The organism is Vagococcus penaei (assembly GCF_001998885.1).
GTDB classification, from domain to species: domain Bacteria; phylum Bacillota; class Bacilli; order Lactobacillales; family Vagococcaceae; genus Vagococcus; species Vagococcus penaei.
The window spans coordinates 288,008-307,488 of the sequence record NZ_CP019609.1 but is presented as its reverse complement, the minus strand read 5'-3'; the positions used below and the strand labels follow the sequence as shown (position 1 = coordinate 307,488).

The window sequence follows — 19,481 nt, the reverse complement described above, 5'->3', positions numbered from 1 at the left end:
ATATTAAGACGAAAAAAACCTCTGAGAAATCAGAGGTTTCAGATTGAAGACAAACCAGTTGCTCATAAAGGGTAATTGGTTTGTTTTTTTGTATCTTATCATTATTTTTGATAAAATTCCCAAAATAGATAAAAAAATAGAGCCCTTCAGGTCTCTTAATTTAAGCATTTTTGCTAATTTTTTAATGTTAAGGCATGCGAAAGTGAGCCCAATTTTCATGTGCATTTTTTCTTTCCCAATTAAATTAGTGTAACGTAAGCCATGAAATTCTTTTGCCGTTCCAAATAATCGCTCAATTGTTTGTTTTCGATTATTATATATAGCTTTCATTCCAAGGGAATGACGTATGTCTTCACAACGTTCCATATCATTTTCCCATAAATGTCGTTGAATTAATTTCCTCTTTTCTTTTGACTCAGTACAATAGGCAATCAAAGGGCATTGACTACAATCAGACGTATTACTTTTGTATTCACGATATCCGTCTCTGTTAGTTGTTGTATAGCTTAAAATTTTCACATTAGGGCAGATATATTGATCGTAGTATTCATCGTAAACATAATCATGTTTTTTATAAAATCCTTTTTTGGTCATAGGTCTTTTATATGGAAAAATAGGTGTTAAATTATTTTGAAATAATAAATGGGCTATACCAGGTGTTTTGTATCCAGCGTCCATTACTAATTTATCTAAGGTAAAGTGACTTTGTAATTTATTATAGATATCGATGAATGTCCGACTATCATGTTGATTACCAGGATGAGTTGTATATCCTAAAACCCAACCATTCTTGTCACATGCTACTTGTGCAGCATAAGCAAAAACCTGTTTATGCTCTCCTTTATGGAACCAACCACTCTCATCATCTGTTTTACTAATTTTTTTATGTTTTACCTGATTTTCACTTTCCTCTCTTCTTTTTAAGGGCTTTTTTAATCTTTTTTCTCTATCTATTTCAACTTCTTTTTGTAGTGATTCCACATAAAAAAGAGTTTCTTCAGTAACTTCGTTACTTTCATATTTTTTATTATTTGCATGTGCTTTTATATGAGTACCATCAATAAATACTTCAGAAGTATCCACTAATTCAGCTTCAATACACTGTTCTAATATGCCGTAAAATATTTGTTCAAAGATATCTGTACCACGAAATCTTCTAGAATAATTTTTGCCAAAGGTTGAGAAGTGAGGAACAGCATCTTCGATATCCAAACCTAAAAACCAGCGATAAGCCATGTTAACCTCAACATCTTTAATAGTTTGTCTCATACTTTTTATACCATAAAGATACTGAATCAACGGAAGTTTAATTAATAGAACCGGATCTATACTAGGGCGGCCATTTGATTCATCGTATTTATCTTCAACTAACTTATAAATAAAATTAAAATCTACATATTTATCAATATCTCTTAATAGATGTTCCTTGGGAACTAAATCTTCTAGAGAATAAAAACCAATTTGATTACGTTTGCTCATATCTTGTTTTTTTAGCATGGAAGCAACTCCTTTTCTCTATTTTACCAAGAAAAAAAGACAAAGTATCAAATTTTTGATACTTTGTCTACAGTCTGAAACCTCTGAGAAATCAGAGGTTTTTTTGTGTCTAATTGTACAACTCAATATTTGTTTCATGTCGCAACGACTGTCTTATTTTGAGACAGTCGTTGTCCTAATTTGTATGATGACTTAGAGCATAGTCGCTTGTTTACTACTTTTTTATTTGGCATATTTTTTGCATAGTAGTTAAATGACCGATAGTAATTTGGTTAGATTAACAACTTAGAGGAGAATGACATATGAAAAAAGTGGCAGTTGTGACAGGGTCAGCTGGTGGATTAGGCAAAGGAATCGCAGAAAGATTGGCTAGAGATGGTTTTAGCATTGTGTTACATGATATTAATAGTCAAAAATTAGCAGAAACAGTGGAAGAATTTAAAACAAATGGATTTGAAACAATTGGAGTGACTGGTGATGTTTCTAAAAAAGTTGATCAAGAATCTTTAATCACTCAAGCAGTTGAAACATTTGGTCGATTAGATGTGTTAGTTAATAATGCGGGTGTAGATGCTGTCACCCCGTTATTAGACATTACAGAAAAAGAGTTACAAACAATTTTTAACATTAATGTGAATGGTACAGTATTTGGAACACAAGCAGCAGCAACTCAATTCATCAAACAAGGTGAGAAGGGAAAAATCATTAACGCTTGTAGTATTGCTGGTCATGAATCGTATGATATGCTTGGGACGTATTGTGCATCTAAACACGCAGTACGTTCATTTACACACACAGCAGCCAAAGAATTGGCTAAGCATCAAATTACGGTTAATGCTTACTGTCCAGGAATAGCCAAAACAGAAATGTGGGATCGAATTGATGCCGCAATGGTTCAACATAGTCAAGGAAGGTTAAAACCTGGTGAATCATTTGAGCAGTTTACCGCTGGAATTGCCTTACAACGTTATCAAGTGCCCGAAGATGTTGCAAACCTTGTATCGTTCTTAGCTTCGGATGAAGCAGATTATATTACTGGCCAAGCAATTTTAACTGATGGTGGATTAGTTTACCGTTAGTTTGTTTTTAACTGAAAATCCAATGTCTTAGGTACCCATATCGTGGGTGCCTTTTTGTATTTTAGATGACGTGTTTTATTTATTCGTTATCAATCTAATTACATATATTACTTTTAAGATTTAAAAGATTAAAAAGATTAAGAAAATCAAATTAAAAGGACTTTTAATTAAAAAAGTGTATAATATAAATTAGGTGAATATTAAATAGTAATAGTAAAATATTTTAGAAAGAGGTGCTGCATATGAACATCTTATTGGCATTACTACCTGCAATTGGGTGGGGGATTCAGCCCTTAATTTTAACCAAGATAGGTGGAAAGCCAGTTAATCAAATTGTTGGTACGGGAATTGGCGCTTTATTGGTGGCAGTTATCGTACAGGTAGGTTTTTCTCCCCCTCCGATTTCGCGAACTGTATTTTTCATTAGTTTAGCTTCGGGGGCCTTTTGGGTAATTGGTCAAGCAGGACAATATCACTCATTAAAAATTATTGGTGTTGCTAAGACGATGCCTATTACAACAGGGCTACAGTTAGTTGGAACATCTTTAATTAGTGTGATTGCTTTTAAAGAATGGCCAGGAATTCAAAATAAACTATTTGGATTAGGAGCAATTATTTTATTAATTGTAGGTGCCACTTTAACTGCAACAACTGATAATAAGTCTGCTAATCAATCATTGAAAAAAGGTGTTTTGATTTTAGTGAGCACGAGCATTGGGTATTGGATTTATAGTGCTTTACCCCGAATTGTCGATGCATCTGGTTTAGCTATATTTTTCCCTCAAATGTTAGGTGTATTTATTGGTGCAGTTGTCTATGCACTTAAACAATCGCCTAAAACATTAATTACTAAAAAAAGTTGGGAAACAAGCATTATTGGGCTAACATTTAGTTTATCTGCACTGGCCTATATTTTTTCAGCTCAAGCCAATGGTGTTGCGACAGCTTTTATTATTTCACAATTAAGTGTCGTTGTTTCTACTTTAGGTAGTCTCGTCATTTTAAAAGAGAAAAAAACGACTCACGAGTTAACATATACCTTGATTGGTTTAGCCTTAATTGTTGTTGGTAGTACGATTACCGTATTTATCTAGATAGTTAAATATTAACGTAAAATGATATGAATATAGAGAGGAATGACTGGTATGTCTAAATTTGAAGAAATTAAAAAAGGCGTTGTTTTTTCAGCAGGAAGTAAAAATAATGCTTATGCACAATATTTTACTGGTCAAAGTTATTTGAATACTTTAGTGAATGATCCGCATGTTCCAGTAACGGTCGGGAATGTGACGTTTGAACCTGGATGTCGTAATAATTGGCATATTCACCGTAATGGGTATCAAATCCTCTTAGTAACAGGTGGTGAAGGCTGGTACCAAGAAGAAGGGGCGTCAGCTCAATTTTTACGTGCAGGTGACGTGGTTGTGATACATGAGGGTGTTAAACATTGGCATGGGGCAACGAAAGGTAGCTGGTTTGAACATTTAGCAATTACAGCTGGGATTCCAGAATGGTTAGAGCCTGTATCAGACGATTGGTATGATACTATTGATTCCTCAATTAGCTAGTAGATAACTAATCGAATTTTAGTTAGTCACTAGTTGTTCTTACAGGCTTTATTTTTGATAAATATTAACTATTATTGCTACGCAAAGTCTAATGAGGTAAACTATTTTTACAGATAGATACTGAGAGGAGCGTAGCCGATGTTACTACGAGTCATGGAAGAATGCGATAATTTAGCTGTAGCACAATTAATTAGAACGTCTTTGGAACAACTAGATATGGCTAAACCAGGCACAGCTTATACTGATCCACATCTTGCTTACTTATTTGAATATTATGATGCGAATAAGGCAAGAAACTACTGGGTTATCGAGGATCAAGGTCAAATTATTGGTGGCGTTGGGATTGCTGAACTAGAACATCCTAATACCTGTGAATTGCAAAAAATGTATGTGACAACGGCAGCTCGTGGGCAAGGATTGGCAAAAAGGTTAATGAATCAAGCATTGGGGTTTGCTGAAAAAAATTATCAAGCGTGTTATCTTGAAACACATACTAAATTAGAAACAGCTTGTCGCTTGTATGAAGGTTATGGTTTTCAGTTATTAAATCAACCATTAATTATTACTGAGCATTCGGCAATGGATAAGTGGTATCTAAAAAAATTAATCTAAAAAATAAGAGGTCAGCTACAAAAAAGTAGCTGACCTCTTATTTTTTAGTTATTTGATGATTGCTTAATACGACGGTATTTGTCATCTTCATAATAGTAATCATCGTCTTCAGATTCTGGAATTTCATTAATCGTCACTAAAATTTCTAATAGACGAGTACCTTCGGCTTTATAAGTTGATAATGTAATGTGGTTCACATCGATTGATAGTTTTTCATCCTTTTCAGGGATGACACCAAGTTCAGTAATAACAAAACCAGCCATTGTATCAACATCATTCATCTTAATTTTCGTTTTAAATTTTTCATTAAAGTCATCAATTGACATTTTACCTAAAATAATATAGTGGTCATCATCTAATTTGGTATATTGTTCTTCTAGAGTAATCTCATCAGATTCGTCATCAATTTCACCAACGATTTCTTCTAATAAATCTTCAAAAGTAACTAAACCAACAACACCACCATATTCATCTAGCAGAATGGCCATATGATTTTGAGTTTTCTTGAGTTCAACTAATAAATCATCGATATAAATTGTTTCGGGAACAAATAATGGTTCATGAATGACCTGACGAAGATCTAATTTATCAAACCCTTGTTTATGTGCTGCTTTTAAAAGGTTTTTTAAATGTAAGATTCCAACAATTTTATCTTTATCTTCGTTATAAACAGGAATTCGCGAAAAGTTTTGATTCAAGACTTTATTTAAGTTGTCTTCAATTGAATCATGGATATCAATCATGAAAGCTTCTGTACGAGGTACCATGACTTCACGAGCAAGAGTTGTATCTAAATCCAAGATACCTTGGACCATTTCTAATTCATCAGAATCCAACACACCTTCATTTGACAGCATATAGGCCATTTCTTCACGAGTCATCTTTTCATTTTCGTCGTCAAATGTCATCGGTGTGATTCGGCTCAGCAGATTGGTTGAACTAGACAATAACCATACGAAAGGACGCATGATTTGTCCTAACAAACGAATAGGTCCCATCACAAATTTTGCTACGGATTCAGGATTGTTAATGGCGATACGTTTTGGATATAACTCACCAAAAACAATGGAAACATAGGTCAATAAGATTAACACAATTATTTGTGAGGCTTGTTTTGCCCAAGGGACATTACCAAAAAGTGGAGCTAGTTCGCGAGCAAACGAATTTGCTAAGGATGCACCAGATAAAAGGGTAACTAAGGTAATTCCGACTTGAATGGTTGATAAAAAATTACTCGAATCATTGATTAATCGTAATAACTTAATAGACGTTTTATCGCCTTCAGCAACACGTGATTCGAGACGGTTTCGATTAACAGAAACTACGGAAATCTCAGCGGCTGCGAAAAAGGCATTTAATAAAGTTAACACTACTAAAATAATTAGATTAATTATTACAGACTGACTATCGGGGTCAGCGTTCATAAGCTATTCTCTCCTTCAAAATGTTCTTTCAATAATACTAGAAAAGCGTATCATAATTACCATGATTTGGCAATATTCTTGTCATGACAATTGTTATTCTTTTAACTTAGACTCACTATGTGGTGTGACTTTGTCAGATTTATTTAATTGAATGATATCATACACGTAGATGACAACTGTCTTACAAACTGCATAAAGTGGTACACCTAGAATCATTCCTAGTAATCCAGCGATGTTCCCTGCAACTAGTAATAGGATAATAATCGTTAATGGATGAATATCTAGACTTTTTCCAATGACATTTGGATACACGATATTACCATCAATTTGTTGAACGATTAGAACAACAATGCAAGCCAAAATAGCTTTCCACGGATCAGCAAAGACAGTGACTAATACTGCAGGAGCTAAGCCTAGATAAGGTCCAATATAAGGAATCATATTAGTTGTCCCTGCAATAATACCAAAAAGAAATGCATAATCGACACCAATCAACATATAACCTAAAAAGGTGAAGACAGCAACAAAGGCGCATTCAATCATTTGTCCACTGATGTATTTAGAAATAGTTCCACTCATTTTATTTAGGAGAGTGATAATTTCATCTTTATGCTTTTCTGGAAAATATTTGCTGATCATTGGTAAGAATTTTTGGCCATCTTTTAGCATATAAAACAGCATAAATGGTACAGTTACGATTAAAACAACAACGCCAGCGACTGAAGAGATGAATGAACCAAAGCCGCTTCCTAAACCATTAAGTGTTGATTTTGCAATTCCGCTAATGGATACGCCGAATTTATCCAAATAAGATTGGAAATCAATATCTTGTAAGAGTGGATGATGTGCCAATTGATTGACCCATTGTTCTAGAGTTGTTATTGTAGCAGGCATTCGACTAATCAGTGTCGATAACTGGTTCACTACATTTGGAATAATCAAAATAAATAAAAAGACTAAAATTCCTACAAGTAGTAGCATAACTAACGCAACAGCTAGACTACGTTTCATGCCTTTTTTGGTGAAAAAGACAACTAATGGATTTAATAAGTAAAAAAAGAAACCTGAAATTAAAATTGGAGCAAAAAGTGTTGTAAACATTGTTGCTAGGGGTTGAAATAAGAAATTAATTTTCGTGCCGACAAAAATTAAAGTAGCCAGAATTAATAACTCAAGCGACCAAAACATTAATTTTGAGTCTCGGACTTTTTTTAGCATGAAGTCATCTCCTTTTAAAAAAATTATAACATCTCATGATTCTATTGAGTCGTTGTAGTTATTAGTATAATATATTTACTTATAGAATGCTTGATATTTCTGCTAAAAGGGGAGAATTTATATGATAATGATTAAAGAAACTAAATTAGCGAATGACGCAATTCATCAAGATGCTTTAACGATTCGTTTGGCGGTCTTTGTTGCTGAACAGCAAGTCCCGATTGAACTAGAGGTTGAAGATGAGGAACGTTGCGTACATATTGTCTTATATGAAGACAACGTCCCAATGGGAACCGCTCGAATGTATGAAAAAGCGCCAGGAGTTTATAAAGTTCAGCGTGTGGCAGTCCTGCCAGCTGGACGTGGTAAAAAATTTGGTGAAGCCTTGATGACTTATTTAGCAGATTATGTAAAAAATGCTAATGGTCAAGAGTTAGTGCTAGATGCACAACTTCAAGCATTGGGTTTTTATGAAAAATTAGGTTACCGAGCTTTTGGTGAGGTTTTTGATGACGCGGGAATCGACCACCGCCACATGTCTTATTTATTAGACTAACTAGCCTCACTTAATTTAATTGCCAGCATTAAAACATGTATGATTTTCATTCACAGATAGTTAGTATCATGATATACTAAAACGTGCTGTGTTTTAATCTGAGGAAAAATAGACAGAATGGATTAAAAGGGAGATAATTATGTAAACTAGATAATGACGAGAAGTCGATAAATAGCTTAGCATCACAGATAGTTAGTATTTAATATACTAAAGCGTGCCATGTTTTAGGCTGGTGAAAATATAGATAGAATTAAAAGGGAGATAGTTATGGAAAGTAAACAACGACAAGAAGTCGATAAACGCCGTACTTTTGCGATTATATCGCATCCGGATGCGGGTAAAACGACGATTACTGAACAATTATTACTGTTTGGTGGGGCGATTCGCAACGCGGGAACGGTCAAAGGGAAAAAAACAGGGAATTTTGCTAAATCTGACTGGATGGATATTGAAAAACAACGTGGTATTTCTGTAACCAGTTCTGTGATGCAATTTGATTATGATGACAAACGAATTAATATTTTAGATACTCCGGGACATGAGGATTTTTCTGAGGATACTTATCGGACTTTAATGGCTGTTGACAGTGCGGTCATGGTAATTGATAGTGCTAAGGGGATTGAAGCACAAACAAAGAAACTTTTCCAAGTTTGTCGGATGCGTGGGATTCCAATCTTTACTTTCATTAATAAGTTAGACCGTGATGGTCGTGAACCTTTAGATTTATTAGAAGAATTGGAAGAAGTTTTGGAAATTGATTCTTATCCAATGAATTGGCCAATTGGTATGGGAAAAGGATTTGAAGGTCTATATGATATGTATAACAATCGTGTAGAAGTTTATCGTCCGGAACGTTTCAATGGCGAACGCTTTTTAAGTTTGGATGACACGCATCAATTAGTTGAAGATCATCCATTAAAAGAGCAATCTGTTTTCACGCAAGTTTTAGATGATGTGGAATTATTATTAGAAGCGGGAAATGAATTTTCTGAAGAACGTATTGCTAAAGGAGAATTAACTCCTGTGTTCTTTGGTTCAGCATTAACGAATTTTGGTGTTCAGACCTTTTTAGAAACCTTTTTACAATTCGCACCAAAACCGTCTGCTCACCAAGCAAAAGATGGTGAAGAAGTTAGTCCTTATTCAGAAGACTTCTCAGGTTTTATCTTTAAAATCCAAGCTAACATGAACCCTGCGCATCGTGACCGGATTGCTTTTGTCCGTATTTGTTCTGGAACATTTGAGAGAGGGATGGATGTGGAACTATTCCGAACTGGCAAAAAAATTAAATTAAATAATTCGACTCAGTTCATGGCTGATTCAAGAGAAACAGTCCAAGAAGCAGTTGCTGGGGATATTATTGGGTTATATGATACAGGTAATTATCAAATTGGTGATACGATTTTTACTGGTAAGAGAAAAATTGAGTTTGAAGAGCTACCACATTTTACACCTGAATTATTTATGAAGGTGACAGCGAAAAATGTAATGAAACAAAAATCATTCCATAAAGGATTATACCAATTAGTTCAAGAGGGTGCGATTCAATTATATAAAACTTATTTAACTGAAGAGTATATTATTGGAGCTGTTGGTCAACTTCAGTTTGAGGTTTTTAAACACCGGATGTCAGGTGAATATAATACTGAATTAATTATGACACCTATGGGTACGAAAATTGCTCGTTGGATTGATCCGGAGCAGCTAGACGAAAAAATGAGTTCAAGTCGTAATATTCTAGCGCGTGATCGCTTCGACCAACCATTGTTCTTATTTGAAAACCAGTTTGCAATGCGTTGGTTTGCGGATAAATATCCAGAAGTAGAATTGAAGAGTTTACTCTAAGAAATATTAGTGATTTAATGTGTTTTGGTATCTTGAATTTAAGTTAAACTAATAGACTAAGATGTGGCTAATTTTGGCTCTTTGTCAAATTGGGCTGATGAGTTAAATTTATAAGATGATGAATTTGAGAGTAATCTCAGATTTATCATCTTTTTTAGTTATTTAATTTTTATAAGGTCGTTTATCAAGAAAATTCTTATTCTCATATTGTTAAACGATTTGAACCCGTATGAAACTCTTTTTAGTGTTTTTATATGGGTATTCTTAGCTTCAATTTTTCCATTGGAAAAATCATAAAGAAGAGCATTACGAATACCATCTTCGGTTCTGTTGCAAAGTTAGAAATCAGTTTTTTATTTCTAACTTTGCAACAGAACCACCTTCAGAGTTATAGTGTCAGACAAGTCCATTCTAATAGACTGTCTAACTCTGATGTGTGTCGGTTAGAAATATTATGCGAATATCATTGAATTCTGTCTTAGAGATTTTAGAAACTGGTAACACACCATTACGGGTAAACTAAATGTTGAGTGAATTTATTTAGGTATGATGACATCATAATATTTGTGACTTTTTTAATAGTTTAAAGACAGTTTTTTAAGTTGACTAGTGATTTAAATTCTATATTAGTAAAAACGTCTTATACTCAAAAAAGTGGCTTTTAAGTTTTGTAATATTATTACCTTTGTATGTGGCAAAAGGACCACTAATTTTTAGTGTCACATAGTAAAAAGTATAGAGCTATTAATGGTAGCAAAAAGCTGTGAAGAATTATTCTTCACAGCTTTTTGATTAACTAATAAATAACTTAACAAACAAAATAACGAATGGTAATGAAATAAACGTTCGTTCTAAAAATATAATAATAATATCGCGGAATTTATTGATAATTTGACATGATTTTAAGAGTGTTGCAATTTCTGACATAAAAATTAATTGTAAAATACTCATCATGGCAATGATGGCTTTACTTTCAATAGATACTAAATCTTTTCCTAAAATGACTGGTAGGTAGTTATCTGCAAAACCAGACATAATAGCACTTGCGGTAACTGATGCATCAGGAACACCAAAAAGATTTAAAATAAGTTCAACAGGTAAAGAGACCCATGCAAGAATTGGTGTATACATAGAAACAATTAGTGCGGCAGTGCCCCAAAAAATAATGATAGGTGTTAACCAGAAAACGTAAAAGGTCATATTATCGATTTTACTAGTGAAGTTCTTTAATGTAACACTATTTGCTCTATGGGCAGAGTTTTTGTAAGCAATAGCTAATTTGCTACCTGAATCATTTGTAGTAACTTTAGAAACAGTGGAACCATCCACATAAGTATTAGGGTAATTTTTAATTGGTGGAATTCGGACGCTGATTATACCTAGTACCATACCAATAACCGTAATACCTAAAAAGATTAACCAAAAGTAATCCATTAATCCTAAAACGGAACTAACTAAAACGACCCATCCAACACTAGATGTTGAGAATTGGCTACCAATAACAGCAGCTTCTTTAACAGTAAAATAACCTTTTTGGAAAAGTTCTTGGGTACCTAAAATAGCTGCGTTACCAGGTCCCACCCAAGCACTGATGATATTAACAGCACAGATTTCTGACACTTTGAATAAAGGTTTAACAATAAATCCAATAAGCTCACCTAAAAATTCCATGGCACCAAATTCTAAAATAAATGTTTGAAAAAGTAGCATCATAGGTACTAAGATAGACAATTGCGTTGCTAGGTCTAACATAGCTGTTCCAGTATCAACAGAAATAATAAAATTAGGTCCAACTTTAAAGAAACACAAAAGTGAAATAACAGCTCCAGCAAATCGGTTTGCGACATAAAATGGTGTTGTCGCAAACAATTTTTTTAGCAGGCGATTTTTTTGGATAAAATTATCTTTCACTAATAAGTTATACAGTGATAAAAGTGCACTTAGGACAACGCAAATAACTAAAAGTGATTGGATAATTGTTTGATAGCTATTAATAAATAATTTTAAATAATGAAATAGAATAGTGTCCATGCCATTTGAAAAATTAAAAGGGATTAGTACCAAAATAATACCAAAAAGTGTACCAACTAAGAATTTAAAAAAACCAAAACGTTCTGACTGTCTCATAATGGATCTCCTATAATTTTATTTGTGCTGCTGTGTCACTAAGATTTTTATAAGATAATTCAAGTTTTTCTTGTTCTGCTTGTGTGTATGATAAGTTAACAGGTCTAACAACGCCATTACGATTAATAATGTGAGGTAAACTAATATAAACATCTTCTAAAAAAGGTTGAGAAATCGGTAAAATAACATTTTCATTTAGAGCAATAGCTTTGACAACTTTCTCAATAGCTAAAGCCACACAATAGCAGTTAGGTCCTTTCATTTCCCATACGTCAAAAGCGGTATCTTTAACTTCTTGTGCTAACTCAGCATGATAATTTTCTGGTAAATCAAAGCCATTTGCTTGAATAAAGTCATCAAATTGTGTCCCTTTGATGGCTGTTTGACTCCAAGCAACCACTTGAGAATCCCCATGTTCGCCAATAACTAAGCCGTTTACATCTGTTTGGGCAAGGTTCCAATCTCTAGCTAATAGATAGTTTAAACGTGCAGAGTCTAAAGTTGTTCCTAAACCTATGACGCGTTCTGGATTCCATCCGGATATTTGTTGTGCGAAATAAGCCAAAATATCAACAGGATTACTTACAAGAAGTAGTATGCCATTTGGACTTGCTTCGGTAATTTGAGGAATAATAGTTTTTAGAATATCAGCATTTTTTTGTAGAGGTATTAAGCGTGATTCACCTACTTTTTCTGGTACGCCAATCGTAACAATAATAACATCTGAATTTGCAGTATCAGAGTAGTCACCTGCAGTAATATTCAGATTATGTGATAATGATAATCCGTGTAAAATATCTAATGCAATACCTTTTGCTTTTCTTTCGTCTAAATCAACAATCACTAAATCTTGGACTAATGCTGATTTTGCTAACGAGAAGGCTGTTGTAGCCCCAACTGCTCCTGCACCAATAATACTAACTTTCATAACTAGTCAACTCCATTTTTTTATTTTCGGAACGTGTTCCACATTATTAATATAAGTTAAATTAATCACAAATGCAAGAGGGAATAGTAAAAAAAAATTTTATTTATGATAAAATAAAGGATTTTTTTATCATTTCTTTTTGTGAATAAATATAGTAAAGTATAAAGTAATCAAAAATATTGTGGAGTGAGGTCTAACAAAATGGATAAAAAAAGTCCCGTAATTAAAAATATTGTAGATGCTTTTCGACTACTGGATATTATTAATGAATCAGGTAGTAGTGGTGTATCAGAATTAGCAGAACGATTAGAAATACCTAAGACGACTGTATTTAGAATTATTAAAACGTTAGAGTACAGCCGTGTTTTAAAACAATTAGATAATGATACCTATACTTTAGATTATCGTTTAGCAGGTTATGCCAATAGCGTTTTCAAAGATAATCAACTGACCGATATGGCAACACCTTATATGGAGGAGTTGTGTCAGTCGTTTTCTGAAACAGTTAATTTAGGAATTTTATATGAAGAGCAAGTAGTTATTATTAAATCAGTTGAAGGGGATTTTTATCAGTTACAAGCAGCCTTAGTGCCAGTTAGTCCACTGTATTGTTCAGGTATGGGGAAGCTGTTTCTTTGTGATTACACTGATGAAGAGTTAGTTGAGTATTTTAAAAATCGCAAGCGACGGACAGTTAATACGGTTACATCAGTTGCTGAATTTAAAAAGCAAGCACAAGAAATTAAAGCGACAGGTTTATCAATTGATGCAGAAGAATACGAATATGGCCTGACTTGCTTTGCAGTTCCAATAGTCAATCAGTCAGGTGAAATTATTTGTGCAATTAGTATTTCGGGACCGACTAATCGTTTAGATTATAAGGGTGTAGATACGATAAAAAAACAGTTGATGGTACAAGCACGCCGATTAGAAAATGATCTATCAATTATAATGGGCTAACGAGTACGCAATATTTATCTGCTTTTCATTATAAAATCAATGTGTAAAGGACACTGATGTAGAAGTCAATACCACAAAATCACTTATCTGAATGACTTTTTAGTACGTCTATAGTGCGTTATTTTTAAAATCTGATATTGCTAATTGTTTAGAAAAAAATGCGAATTGTACTAAGAAATCTACTGATTATAGATAATTGTTTAATTCTGTACCTCATATTTGAAAAACGTCTATCGTCTGTTGGAAATTATTGTAAAAAAAAGAGTGGAATTCTCCACTCTTTAAAGTCTAAGTTTTTAGGGTTGCTATATTTAATCTATTTTTTATTTCTTGTATGCTTGCTATAGTGATTATTAGTCGTCTTTTTTTTCTTTAACAGGAACATGCTTTAATGAAAGTTCAACTAGTCCATTAGATTTAATTGTTTCTAATCGAGGGTTTGAAGCGCTTGTATGTAGTAAGCTTGATAAAACATGATCTATTTCAAAATCTTTGATGTCTCTCGATTTATTAACAATCACTATCTCTGTGTGAGTATTTGCTTCACTATGTACAACCAAAGTCTTTCCAAAAGAATAAACGCGGACATAGTTAGCATCAGTATTTTCTAATTGTTTTGATACTAAATTCCCATAACTGTTTGTTACATCAACTAGTTTCATTAATGTTCCCTCCTATATTATACCCATTAATTGTTGAATTAAGTATAACACAACTTATTCAAAAAATGGTAAAAATGGGTAGATAATAATAAAACTAAACTAATAAAAAACATATCATTTAGAATGATAACTTATTGAAGACTTTAGATAAAAAAACTGAATCCGCTAGAAAAAAATTAGATAACTAATAATAAAAAATCTAGGAGTAGATAATTCTACTCCTAGAAAAATGATTACCAACACAAAAATAGGTTAGTATTTTTTGATTGACTATTCTGTTGTTGCTGTTTCTTGACTACCAACGATTACCATATCTTTTTCTTTAATAGTAATGGATTCGTCTGTTAGAACGGCTTCTAGTTGTTTTGTATTTGGATGGTCTAAATAGTAATCTGCAATACCATCTTCAATATGTTCTTGAATAACTCGTCTAAGAGGTCGTGCACCCATTTTTGGATCATAACCTAATTCAACTAGTTTGGCTTTGACATCATCTGATACATCAACGTGGATAGATTGCTCACTTAGTAACTGGTTCATTTGTTCCAACATTAAAGATACAATGACAGTTAGGCTTTCCTTGCTCAATGGGCTAAATTCAATGATACCATCGAAACGATTAAGAAATTCGGGTTTAAAGAAATCAGATAGTTGATTTAAGACAGAATGTGTTGTACCATCTTTAATCGCACCAAAACCAACATTGGCTTCAATCGCACCAGTACCTGCATTGCTGGTCATGATAATGATTGTATCTTTAAAACTAACTGTTCGGCCTTTAGCGTCGGTCAAGCGTCCGTCATCTAAAATTTGTAGAAACATATGTAAGACATCAGGATGTGCCTTTTCTATTTCGTCTAATAAAATTAAACTGTACGGGTGTCGGCGAACTTGTTCAGTCAATTGTCCAGCCTCGTTGTAACCAACATAACCAGGAGGTGAACCAATTAATTTAGACACACTGTGTTTTTCCATGTATTCACTCATATCAAAACGTATCATGTGGTCAATTGAGCCAAAGAGTTCTTTGGTCAATTGTTTTGCTAGTTCGGTTTTTCCAACACCAGTGGGTCCAACAAATAAAAATGATCCAATTGGACGATTTTTATTGCTTAAGCCAATTCGATTACGTCTAACGGCTTTAGCAACTTGATCTACCGCAGAATCCTGACCAATGACAGCTTCTTTTAGGTCACGATCTAAATATTTTAATTGTGTGTGTTCTTTTTCTTTTAGGTCTCCAACAGGAATATTTGTCATTTCTTCGACCAATTTTTCCATATCTTTCGTTGTTACAACAGGGATGTCCTCAGAAGCGACTTGTTGTTCTTTCAAATCTTGCCATTTTTTAATTTGATCGCGGTAGTAGGCCGCTTTTTCAAAATCTTCTTCTTTGGATGCTTGATTTTTTTCGTATTCTGCTTGTCGTAATTTTTCTTCAATTTCTTTAGGATCAATAAATTGAATTGTCAAATTCTTTTTCGAACCAGTTTCATCTAACAAGTCAATAGCTTTATCAGGTAAATGTCTTTCAGGTAAGAAACGTACTGATAATTTGACTGCAGCTTCAATGGCTTCATCTGTATATTCAACATGATGAAAGTCTTCATAACGTGATTGAATACCTTTTAAGATTGCGATTGTTTCTTCTTCAGATGGCTCATCAACTCTTACTGGCTGTAAACGTCGTTCTAAAGCAGCATCTTTCTCAATAATTCGGTATTCATTGAGAGTTGTTGCACCCACCATTTGCAATTCTCCTCGAGCAAGTGCAGGCTTTAGAATATTGCCGGCGTCCATATTGCCATCACCGCTATTACCGGCACCCACTAATTCATGAACTTCGTCAATAAAAAGAATGATACTTGGATCATTTTTGACTTCTTCCATTAATTGTTTCATTCGTTCTTCAAATTGACCTCTGATTCCAGTTCCTTGAACGAGGGAAACAACATCTAATTGAATAACTTGTTTATTTTTTAGTTTTTGTGGCACATTGCCATCTGCTATTTTAAGGGCTAATCCTTCTACAACAGCTGTTTTACCGACGCCAGGCTCACCAATTAGAACAGGATTATTTTTTGTTCGACGGTTTAAAATTTCAATGACACGAGTAATTTCATCGTCACGACCAATTACAGGATCAATATTTCCTTGTCTTGCTTCGTTCGTTAAATTAGAACCAAATTCACTTAGTAAAGACCCATTGCTATTTCCTGATTTAGGTGAAATAGGCCCCATACCTCCAGTTTGTGTGGGAGGAGTTGTTCCGTCTTGCATCGCTTTTTGTTCTGCTAATTTTCTAAATAGTTCGTTTAAGGAATTAAAACCAAAAGGATCACTCGGTTGTCTGTTTTGCATTGATAATTCATAGTTTTTTATATGCCGATAACATGACTGACATATATCAAATTGTTGTCTTTGACCTTGGAAATCCATTTGTAAATGAATAGTTGCTTCATTTTTTTGGCAGTTTTGACATTTCATAGGTACACTCTCCTTTAGTAAGACATAAGTCGAATAGTTAGTTGACCTATTCTGACCTTCCACTTAATTATACCAATTTTTTTTATAGTTCAAGAAAGACGCTTATCAGATTTTTAGTCCTAATTTGTGGTAGAATAGAGATATAAAAGAATGGGAGGTGTCTATCTGGTTGAAAGATTTTAAAGTAGAAATTGATAAATTAGTTTCAGGAGATTTGACAGAAATTCACATTGAACCAACTGATTTTCTTGCATTTCGTGATGCATGGTTAGACCATCCTGAAAAAAAACGTATCATTGGTGAGGCACAACATAAAGGACATGTTGTGTATCGCTTGGATAAAGATAGTTAAAGTTTTCTTAAAGTACCATATCGTTTCTAAAATTATCTGAAAAAAAGTTGTAAGAAACTGTAAAACATGGTATTCTTTATGATTGAAAGGGTTGTATTTTTTTAATAATGATTTTTCGTTATTTTAAAGTGTAATCCATCAAAATAATATAGTTGTTAAAGGAGAAAGATCACTATGGAAAAAAGAGATTTTCACGTAATTGCAGACACAGGTATTCACGCACGTCCGGCTACTTTATTGGTTCAAACTGCGAGCAAATTTAGCTCAGACATTAACTTAGAATACAAAGGTAAATCTGTTAACTTAAAATCAATCATGGGTGTTATGTCTTTAGGCGTTGGCCAAGGTGCTGACGTAACAATCTCTGCTGAAGGTGCTGACGAAGCAGATGCAGTGGCAGCTATTGCAGAAACAATGAAAAAAGAAGGTTTATCTGAATAATGACTAAACAGTTAAAAGGTATAGCCGTAAGTGATGGGATTGCAGTTGCTAAAGCTTATCTTTTAGTAGAGCCGGATTTATCATTTGAAAAAATCACAATTAGTGATATTGACAATGAAAAGGCTCGCCTATCTGATGCACTAGCGCAATCAACAAAAGAACTTCAAAAAATCCGTGATAAAGCAGCTAAAAGTTTAGGTGAAGAAGAAGCACAAGTTTTTGACGCACATTTAATGGTTTTAGCTGATCCAGAATTAATTGGTTCGATTGAAAGTAACATTAATGACAATAAAGTGAATGCAGAATCAGCATTAAAAGATGTCGCTGATACTTTTGTTAGCATGTTTGAATCTATGGTAGATAATCCGTATATGCAAGAGCGTGCTGCTGATATTCGTGACGTGACTAAACGTGTCATGAGCCATTTGCTAGGTGTTAAATTACCAGATTTATCAATGATTAACGAAGAAGTTATCGTGATTGCTGACGACTTGACTCCAAGTGATACTGCACAACTAGATCGTAACTTTGTGAAAGCATTCGTTACCAATATTGGTGGGCGGACATCACATTCAGCGATTATGGCTCGTTCTCTAGAAATTCCTGCAGTTGTAGGAACTAAAGATATTACTGAGCATGTTGTTGAAGGTGATATGTTAGCTGTTGATGGTATTGAAGGTATTGTTATCGTTAATCCTTCAGCAGAAGAAGTCTCTGACTTTGAAGGGAAAACAAAAGCCTTTTCAGACTTGAAAGCCGAATGGGACAAGTTAAAAGATGCTAAAACTGAAACTGCTGATGGTAAACACTTTGAATTGGCGGCGAATATTGGTACGCCTAAAGACTTAGAAGGCGTTATCAGTCATGGTGGAGAAGCTGTTGGATTATACCGAACAGAGTTTCTATACATGGATTCACCTGATTTTCCAAGTGAAGATGAGCAATTTAATGCTTATAAAGCTGTTTTAGAAGGTATGAGTGGTAAACCTGTTGTGGTTCGTACGATGGATATTGGTGGGGATAAAGAACTTCCTTATTTAAAATTCCCTGAAGAAATGAATCCATTTTTGGGTTACCGTGCTATTCGTATCTGTTTAGCGGAAGATACGATGTTCCGTACACAATTACGTGCATTATTACGTGCATCGGTTTATGGTAACTTACGTATCATGTTTCCAATGATTGCAACATTAAAAGAATTTAGAGATGCTAAAGCAATGCTTTTAGAAGAAAAAGCTAAATTAGTGAATGAAGGCGTTGAAGTTGCAGAAGATATTCAAGTTGGTATTATGATTGAAATTCCTGCTGCAGCTGTGATTGCTGACCGATTTGCAAAAGAAGTTGATTTCTTTAGTATTGGAACAAATGACTTGATTCAATACACAATGGCTGCTGACCGTATGAATGAACGCGTTTCTTATTTATATCAACCATATAACCCTGCTATTTTACGTTTAGTTAAAAACGTAATTGATTCAGCACATGCTGAAGGGAAATGGGCTGGTATGTGTGGAGAAATGGCGGGCGATCAAACAGCAGTACCACTATTAGTGGGCTTAGGCTTAGATGAGTTCTCTATGAGTGCGACTAGTATTTTACGTACACGTAGTCTAATGAAGCGTTTGGATTCTGTTAAGATGGCAGAATTGGCTAATAAAGCTATTACCGAATGTGATACAGCTGATGAAGTTGTAGCATTGGTTAATGAATATACTAAATAATTGT

17 protein-coding genes and 1 pseudogene are annotated in these 19,481 nt (G+C 34.0%); 10 read left to right on the top strand and 8 right to left on the bottom strand.

Going from position 1 to position 19,481, the window contains the following annotated elements:
* Nucleotides 1-3 precede the first annotated feature (3 nt).
* Nucleotides 4-1,497: an IS1182 family transposase gene (locus BW732_RS01415; protein WP_077275114.1), complete on the bottom strand. Its 1,494-nt coding sequence runs from the start codon at nucleotides 1,495-1,497 to the stop codon at nucleotides 4-6.
* 302 nt (nucleotides 1,498-1,799) lie between these two features.
* On the opposite strand from BW732_RS01415, the gene BW732_RS01410 reads away from it, so the two are divergent.
* The 4 genes from BW732_RS01410 to BW732_RS01395 all read left to right on the top strand — a co-directional run bounded on the left by BW732_RS01410 (nucleotide 1,800) and on the right by BW732_RS01395 (nucleotide 4,756).
* Entirely contained in the window at nucleotides 1,800-2,576 is a 777-nt protein-coding gene (locus tag BW732_RS01410) for an acetoin reductase (RefSeq protein WP_077275113.1), read from the top strand.
* Nucleotides 2,577-2,818: 242 nt separating this feature from the next.
* Nucleotides 2,819-3,670, top strand: coding sequence for a GRP family sugar transporter (locus BW732_RS01405; RefSeq protein ID WP_077275112.1), 852 nt, complete (start codon nucleotides 2,819-2,821; stop codon nucleotides 3,668-3,670).
* A gap of 51 nt (nucleotides 3,671-3,721) precedes the next feature.
* Nucleotides 3,722-4,144, top strand: coding sequence for a cupin domain-containing protein (locus tag BW732_RS01400; protein ID WP_077275111.1), 423 nt, complete (start codon nucleotides 3,722-3,724; stop codon nucleotides 4,142-4,144).
* 138 nt (nucleotides 4,145-4,282) lie between these two features.
* Complete coding sequence (locus tag BW732_RS01395; RefSeq protein ID WP_077275110.1) at nucleotides 4,283-4,756, top strand: GNAT family N-acetyltransferase; 474 nt, start codon at nucleotides 4,283-4,285, stop codon at nucleotides 4,754-4,756.
* A gap of 44 nt (nucleotides 4,757-4,800) precedes the next feature.
* Here BW732_RS01395 and BW732_RS01390 read toward each other — a convergent pair whose 3' ends face one another.
* On the bottom strand, nucleotides 4,801-6,180 hold the full coding sequence (locus BW732_RS01390; RefSeq protein ID WP_077275109.1) for a hemolysin family protein: 1,380 nt from the start codon (nucleotides 6,178-6,180) through the stop codon (nucleotides 4,801-4,803).
* Between the two features lie 93 nt (nucleotides 6,181-6,273).
* Entirely contained in the window at nucleotides 6,274-7,398 is a 1,125-nt protein-coding gene (locus BW732_RS01385; RefSeq protein ID WP_077275108.1) for an AI-2E family transporter, read from the bottom strand.
* 121 nt (nucleotides 7,399-7,519) lie between these two features.
* Between BW732_RS01385 and BW732_RS01380 the strand changes: the two genes are divergently transcribed.
* Together BW732_RS01380 and BW732_RS01375 are read left to right on the top strand one after the other, a co-directional pair.
* Nucleotides 7,520-7,954 carry a GNAT family N-acetyltransferase gene (locus tag BW732_RS01380; protein WP_077275107.1) on the top strand — a complete coding sequence of 145 codons (435 nt, stop codon included), beginning with the start codon at nucleotides 7,520-7,522 and terminating at the stop codon, nucleotides 7,952-7,954.
* Nucleotides 7,955-8,221: 267 nt separating this feature from the next.
* On the top strand, nucleotides 8,222-9,799 hold the full coding sequence (locus BW732_RS01375; RefSeq protein ID WP_077275106.1) for a peptide chain release factor 3: 1,578 nt from the start codon (nucleotides 8,222-8,224) through the stop codon (nucleotides 9,797-9,799).
* A 158-nt stretch (nucleotides 9,800-9,957) separates the two neighbouring features.
* On the opposite strand, the pseudogene BW732_RS01370 reads toward BW732_RS01375, so the two are convergent.
* The 3 genes and pseudogenes from BW732_RS01370 to BW732_RS01360 all read right to left on the bottom strand — a co-directional run.
* Nucleotides 9,958-10,122: pseudogene (locus tag BW732_RS01370) on the bottom strand (transposase); the annotation flags it as partial.
* Nucleotides 10,123-10,591: 469 nt separating this feature from the next.
* A complete protein-coding gene (locus BW732_RS01365; protein WP_077275105.1) occupies nucleotides 10,592-11,926 on the bottom strand; it encodes a YjiH family protein in 1,335 nt (444 codons plus the stop codon).
* A 10-nt stretch (nucleotides 11,927-11,936) separates the two neighbouring features.
* Nucleotides 11,937-12,854 carry a lactate/malate family dehydrogenase gene (locus BW732_RS01360; RefSeq protein WP_077275104.1) on the bottom strand — a complete coding sequence of 306 codons (918 nt, stop codon included), beginning with the start codon at nucleotides 12,852-12,854 and terminating at the stop codon, nucleotides 11,937-11,939.
* 201 nt (nucleotides 12,855-13,055) lie between these two features.
* On the opposite strand from BW732_RS01360, the gene BW732_RS01355 reads away from it, so the two are divergent.
* On the top strand, nucleotides 13,056-13,814 hold the full coding sequence (locus tag BW732_RS01355; RefSeq protein ID WP_077275103.1) for an IclR family transcriptional regulator: 759 nt from the start codon (nucleotides 13,056-13,058) through the stop codon (nucleotides 13,812-13,814).
* Nucleotides 13,815-14,167: 353 nt separating this feature from the next.
* On the opposite strand, the gene BW732_RS01350 is transcribed toward BW732_RS01355, so the two are convergent.
* Together BW732_RS01350 and BW732_RS01345 are read right to left on the bottom strand one after the other, a co-directional pair.
* Entirely contained in the window at nucleotides 14,168-14,476 is a 309-nt protein-coding gene (locus tag BW732_RS01350) for a DUF1827 family protein (protein ID WP_077275102.1), read from the bottom strand.
* Between the two features lie 270 nt (nucleotides 14,477-14,746).
* Nucleotides 14,747-16,963 (bottom strand): ATP-dependent Clp protease ATP-binding subunit, encoded by a 2,217-nt coding sequence (locus tag BW732_RS01345; protein ID WP_077275101.1) that lies wholly within the window; start codon nucleotides 16,961-16,963, stop codon nucleotides 14,747-14,749.
* A gap of 169 nt (nucleotides 16,964-17,132) precedes the next feature.
* On the opposite strand from BW732_RS01345, the gene BW732_RS01340 reads away from it, so the two are divergent.
* From BW732_RS01340 to ptsP, 3 genes are all read left to right on the top strand, one after another.
* A complete protein-coding gene (locus tag BW732_RS01340; RefSeq protein WP_077275100.1) occupies nucleotides 17,133-17,315 on the top strand; it encodes a hypothetical protein in 183 nt (60 codons plus the stop codon).
* Nucleotides 17,316-17,489: 174 nt separating this feature from the next.
* Nucleotides 17,490-17,756, top strand: a complete 267-nt coding sequence (locus BW732_RS01335) for a phosphocarrier protein HPr (protein ID WP_077275099.1) — start codon at nucleotides 17,490-17,492, stop codon at nucleotides 17,754-17,756.
* Nucleotides 17,756-19,477 (top strand): phosphoenolpyruvate--protein phosphotransferase, encoded by a 1,722-nt coding sequence (gene ptsP, locus BW732_RS01330; protein WP_077275098.1) that lies wholly within the window; start codon nucleotides 17,756-17,758, stop codon nucleotides 19,475-19,477. Before BW732_RS01335 ends, ptsP begins: the two co-directional genes overlap by 1 nt.
* Nucleotides 19,478-19,481: the final 4 nt, after the last annotated feature.

Coding starts and splice junctions, on each gene's coding strand:
- BW732_RS01415 (WP_077275114.1), bottom strand. CDS start 1,497: ATGCTAAAAAAACAAGATATGAGCAAACGTAATCAAATTGGTTTTTAT.
- BW732_RS01410 (WP_077275113.1), top strand. CDS start 1,800: ATGAAAAAAGTGGCAGTTGTGACAGGGTCAGCTGGTGGATTAGGCAAA.
- BW732_RS01405 (WP_077275112.1), top strand. CDS start 2,819: ATGAACATCTTATTGGCATTACTACCTGCAATTGGGTGGGGGATTCAG.
- BW732_RS01400 (WP_077275111.1), top strand. CDS start 3,722: ATGTCTAAATTTGAAGAAATTAAAAAAGGCGTTGTTTTTTCAGCAGGA.
- BW732_RS01395 (WP_077275110.1), top strand. CDS start 4,283: ATGTTACTACGAGTCATGGAAGAATGCGATAATTTAGCTGTAGCACAA.
- BW732_RS01390 (WP_077275109.1), bottom strand. CDS start 6,180: ATGAACGCTGACCCCGATAGTCAGTCTGTAATAATTAATCTAATTATT.
- BW732_RS01385 (WP_077275108.1), bottom strand. CDS start 7,398: ATGCTAAAAAAAGTCCGAGACTCAAAATTAATGTTTTGGTCGCTTGAG.
- BW732_RS01380 (WP_077275107.1), top strand. CDS start 7,520: ATGATAATGATTAAAGAAACTAAATTAGCGAATGACGCAATTCATCAA.
- BW732_RS01375 (WP_077275106.1), top strand. CDS start 8,222: ATGGAAAGTAAACAACGACAAGAAGTCGATAAACGCCGTACTTTTGCG.
- BW732_RS01365 (WP_077275105.1), bottom strand. CDS start 11,926: ATGAGACAGTCAGAACGTTTTGGTTTTTTTAAATTCTTAGTTGGTACA.
- BW732_RS01360 (WP_077275104.1), bottom strand. CDS start 12,854: ATGAAAGTTAGTATTATTGGTGCAGGAGCAGTTGGGGCTACAACAGCC.
- BW732_RS01355 (WP_077275103.1), top strand. CDS start 13,056: ATGGATAAAAAAAGTCCCGTAATTAAAAATATTGTAGATGCTTTTCGA.
- BW732_RS01350 (WP_077275102.1), bottom strand. CDS start 14,476: ATGAAACTAGTTGATGTAACAAACAGTTATGGGAATTTAGTATCAAAA.
- BW732_RS01345 (WP_077275101.1), bottom strand. CDS start 16,963: ATGAAATGTCAAAACTGCCAAAAAAATGAAGCAACTATTCATTTACAA.
- BW732_RS01335 (WP_077275099.1), top strand. CDS start 17,490: ATGGAAAAAAGAGATTTTCACGTAATTGCAGACACAGGTATTCACGCA.
- ptsP (WP_077275098.1), top strand. CDS start 17,756: ATGACTAAACAGTTAAAAGGTATAGCCGTAAGTGATGGGATTGCAGTT.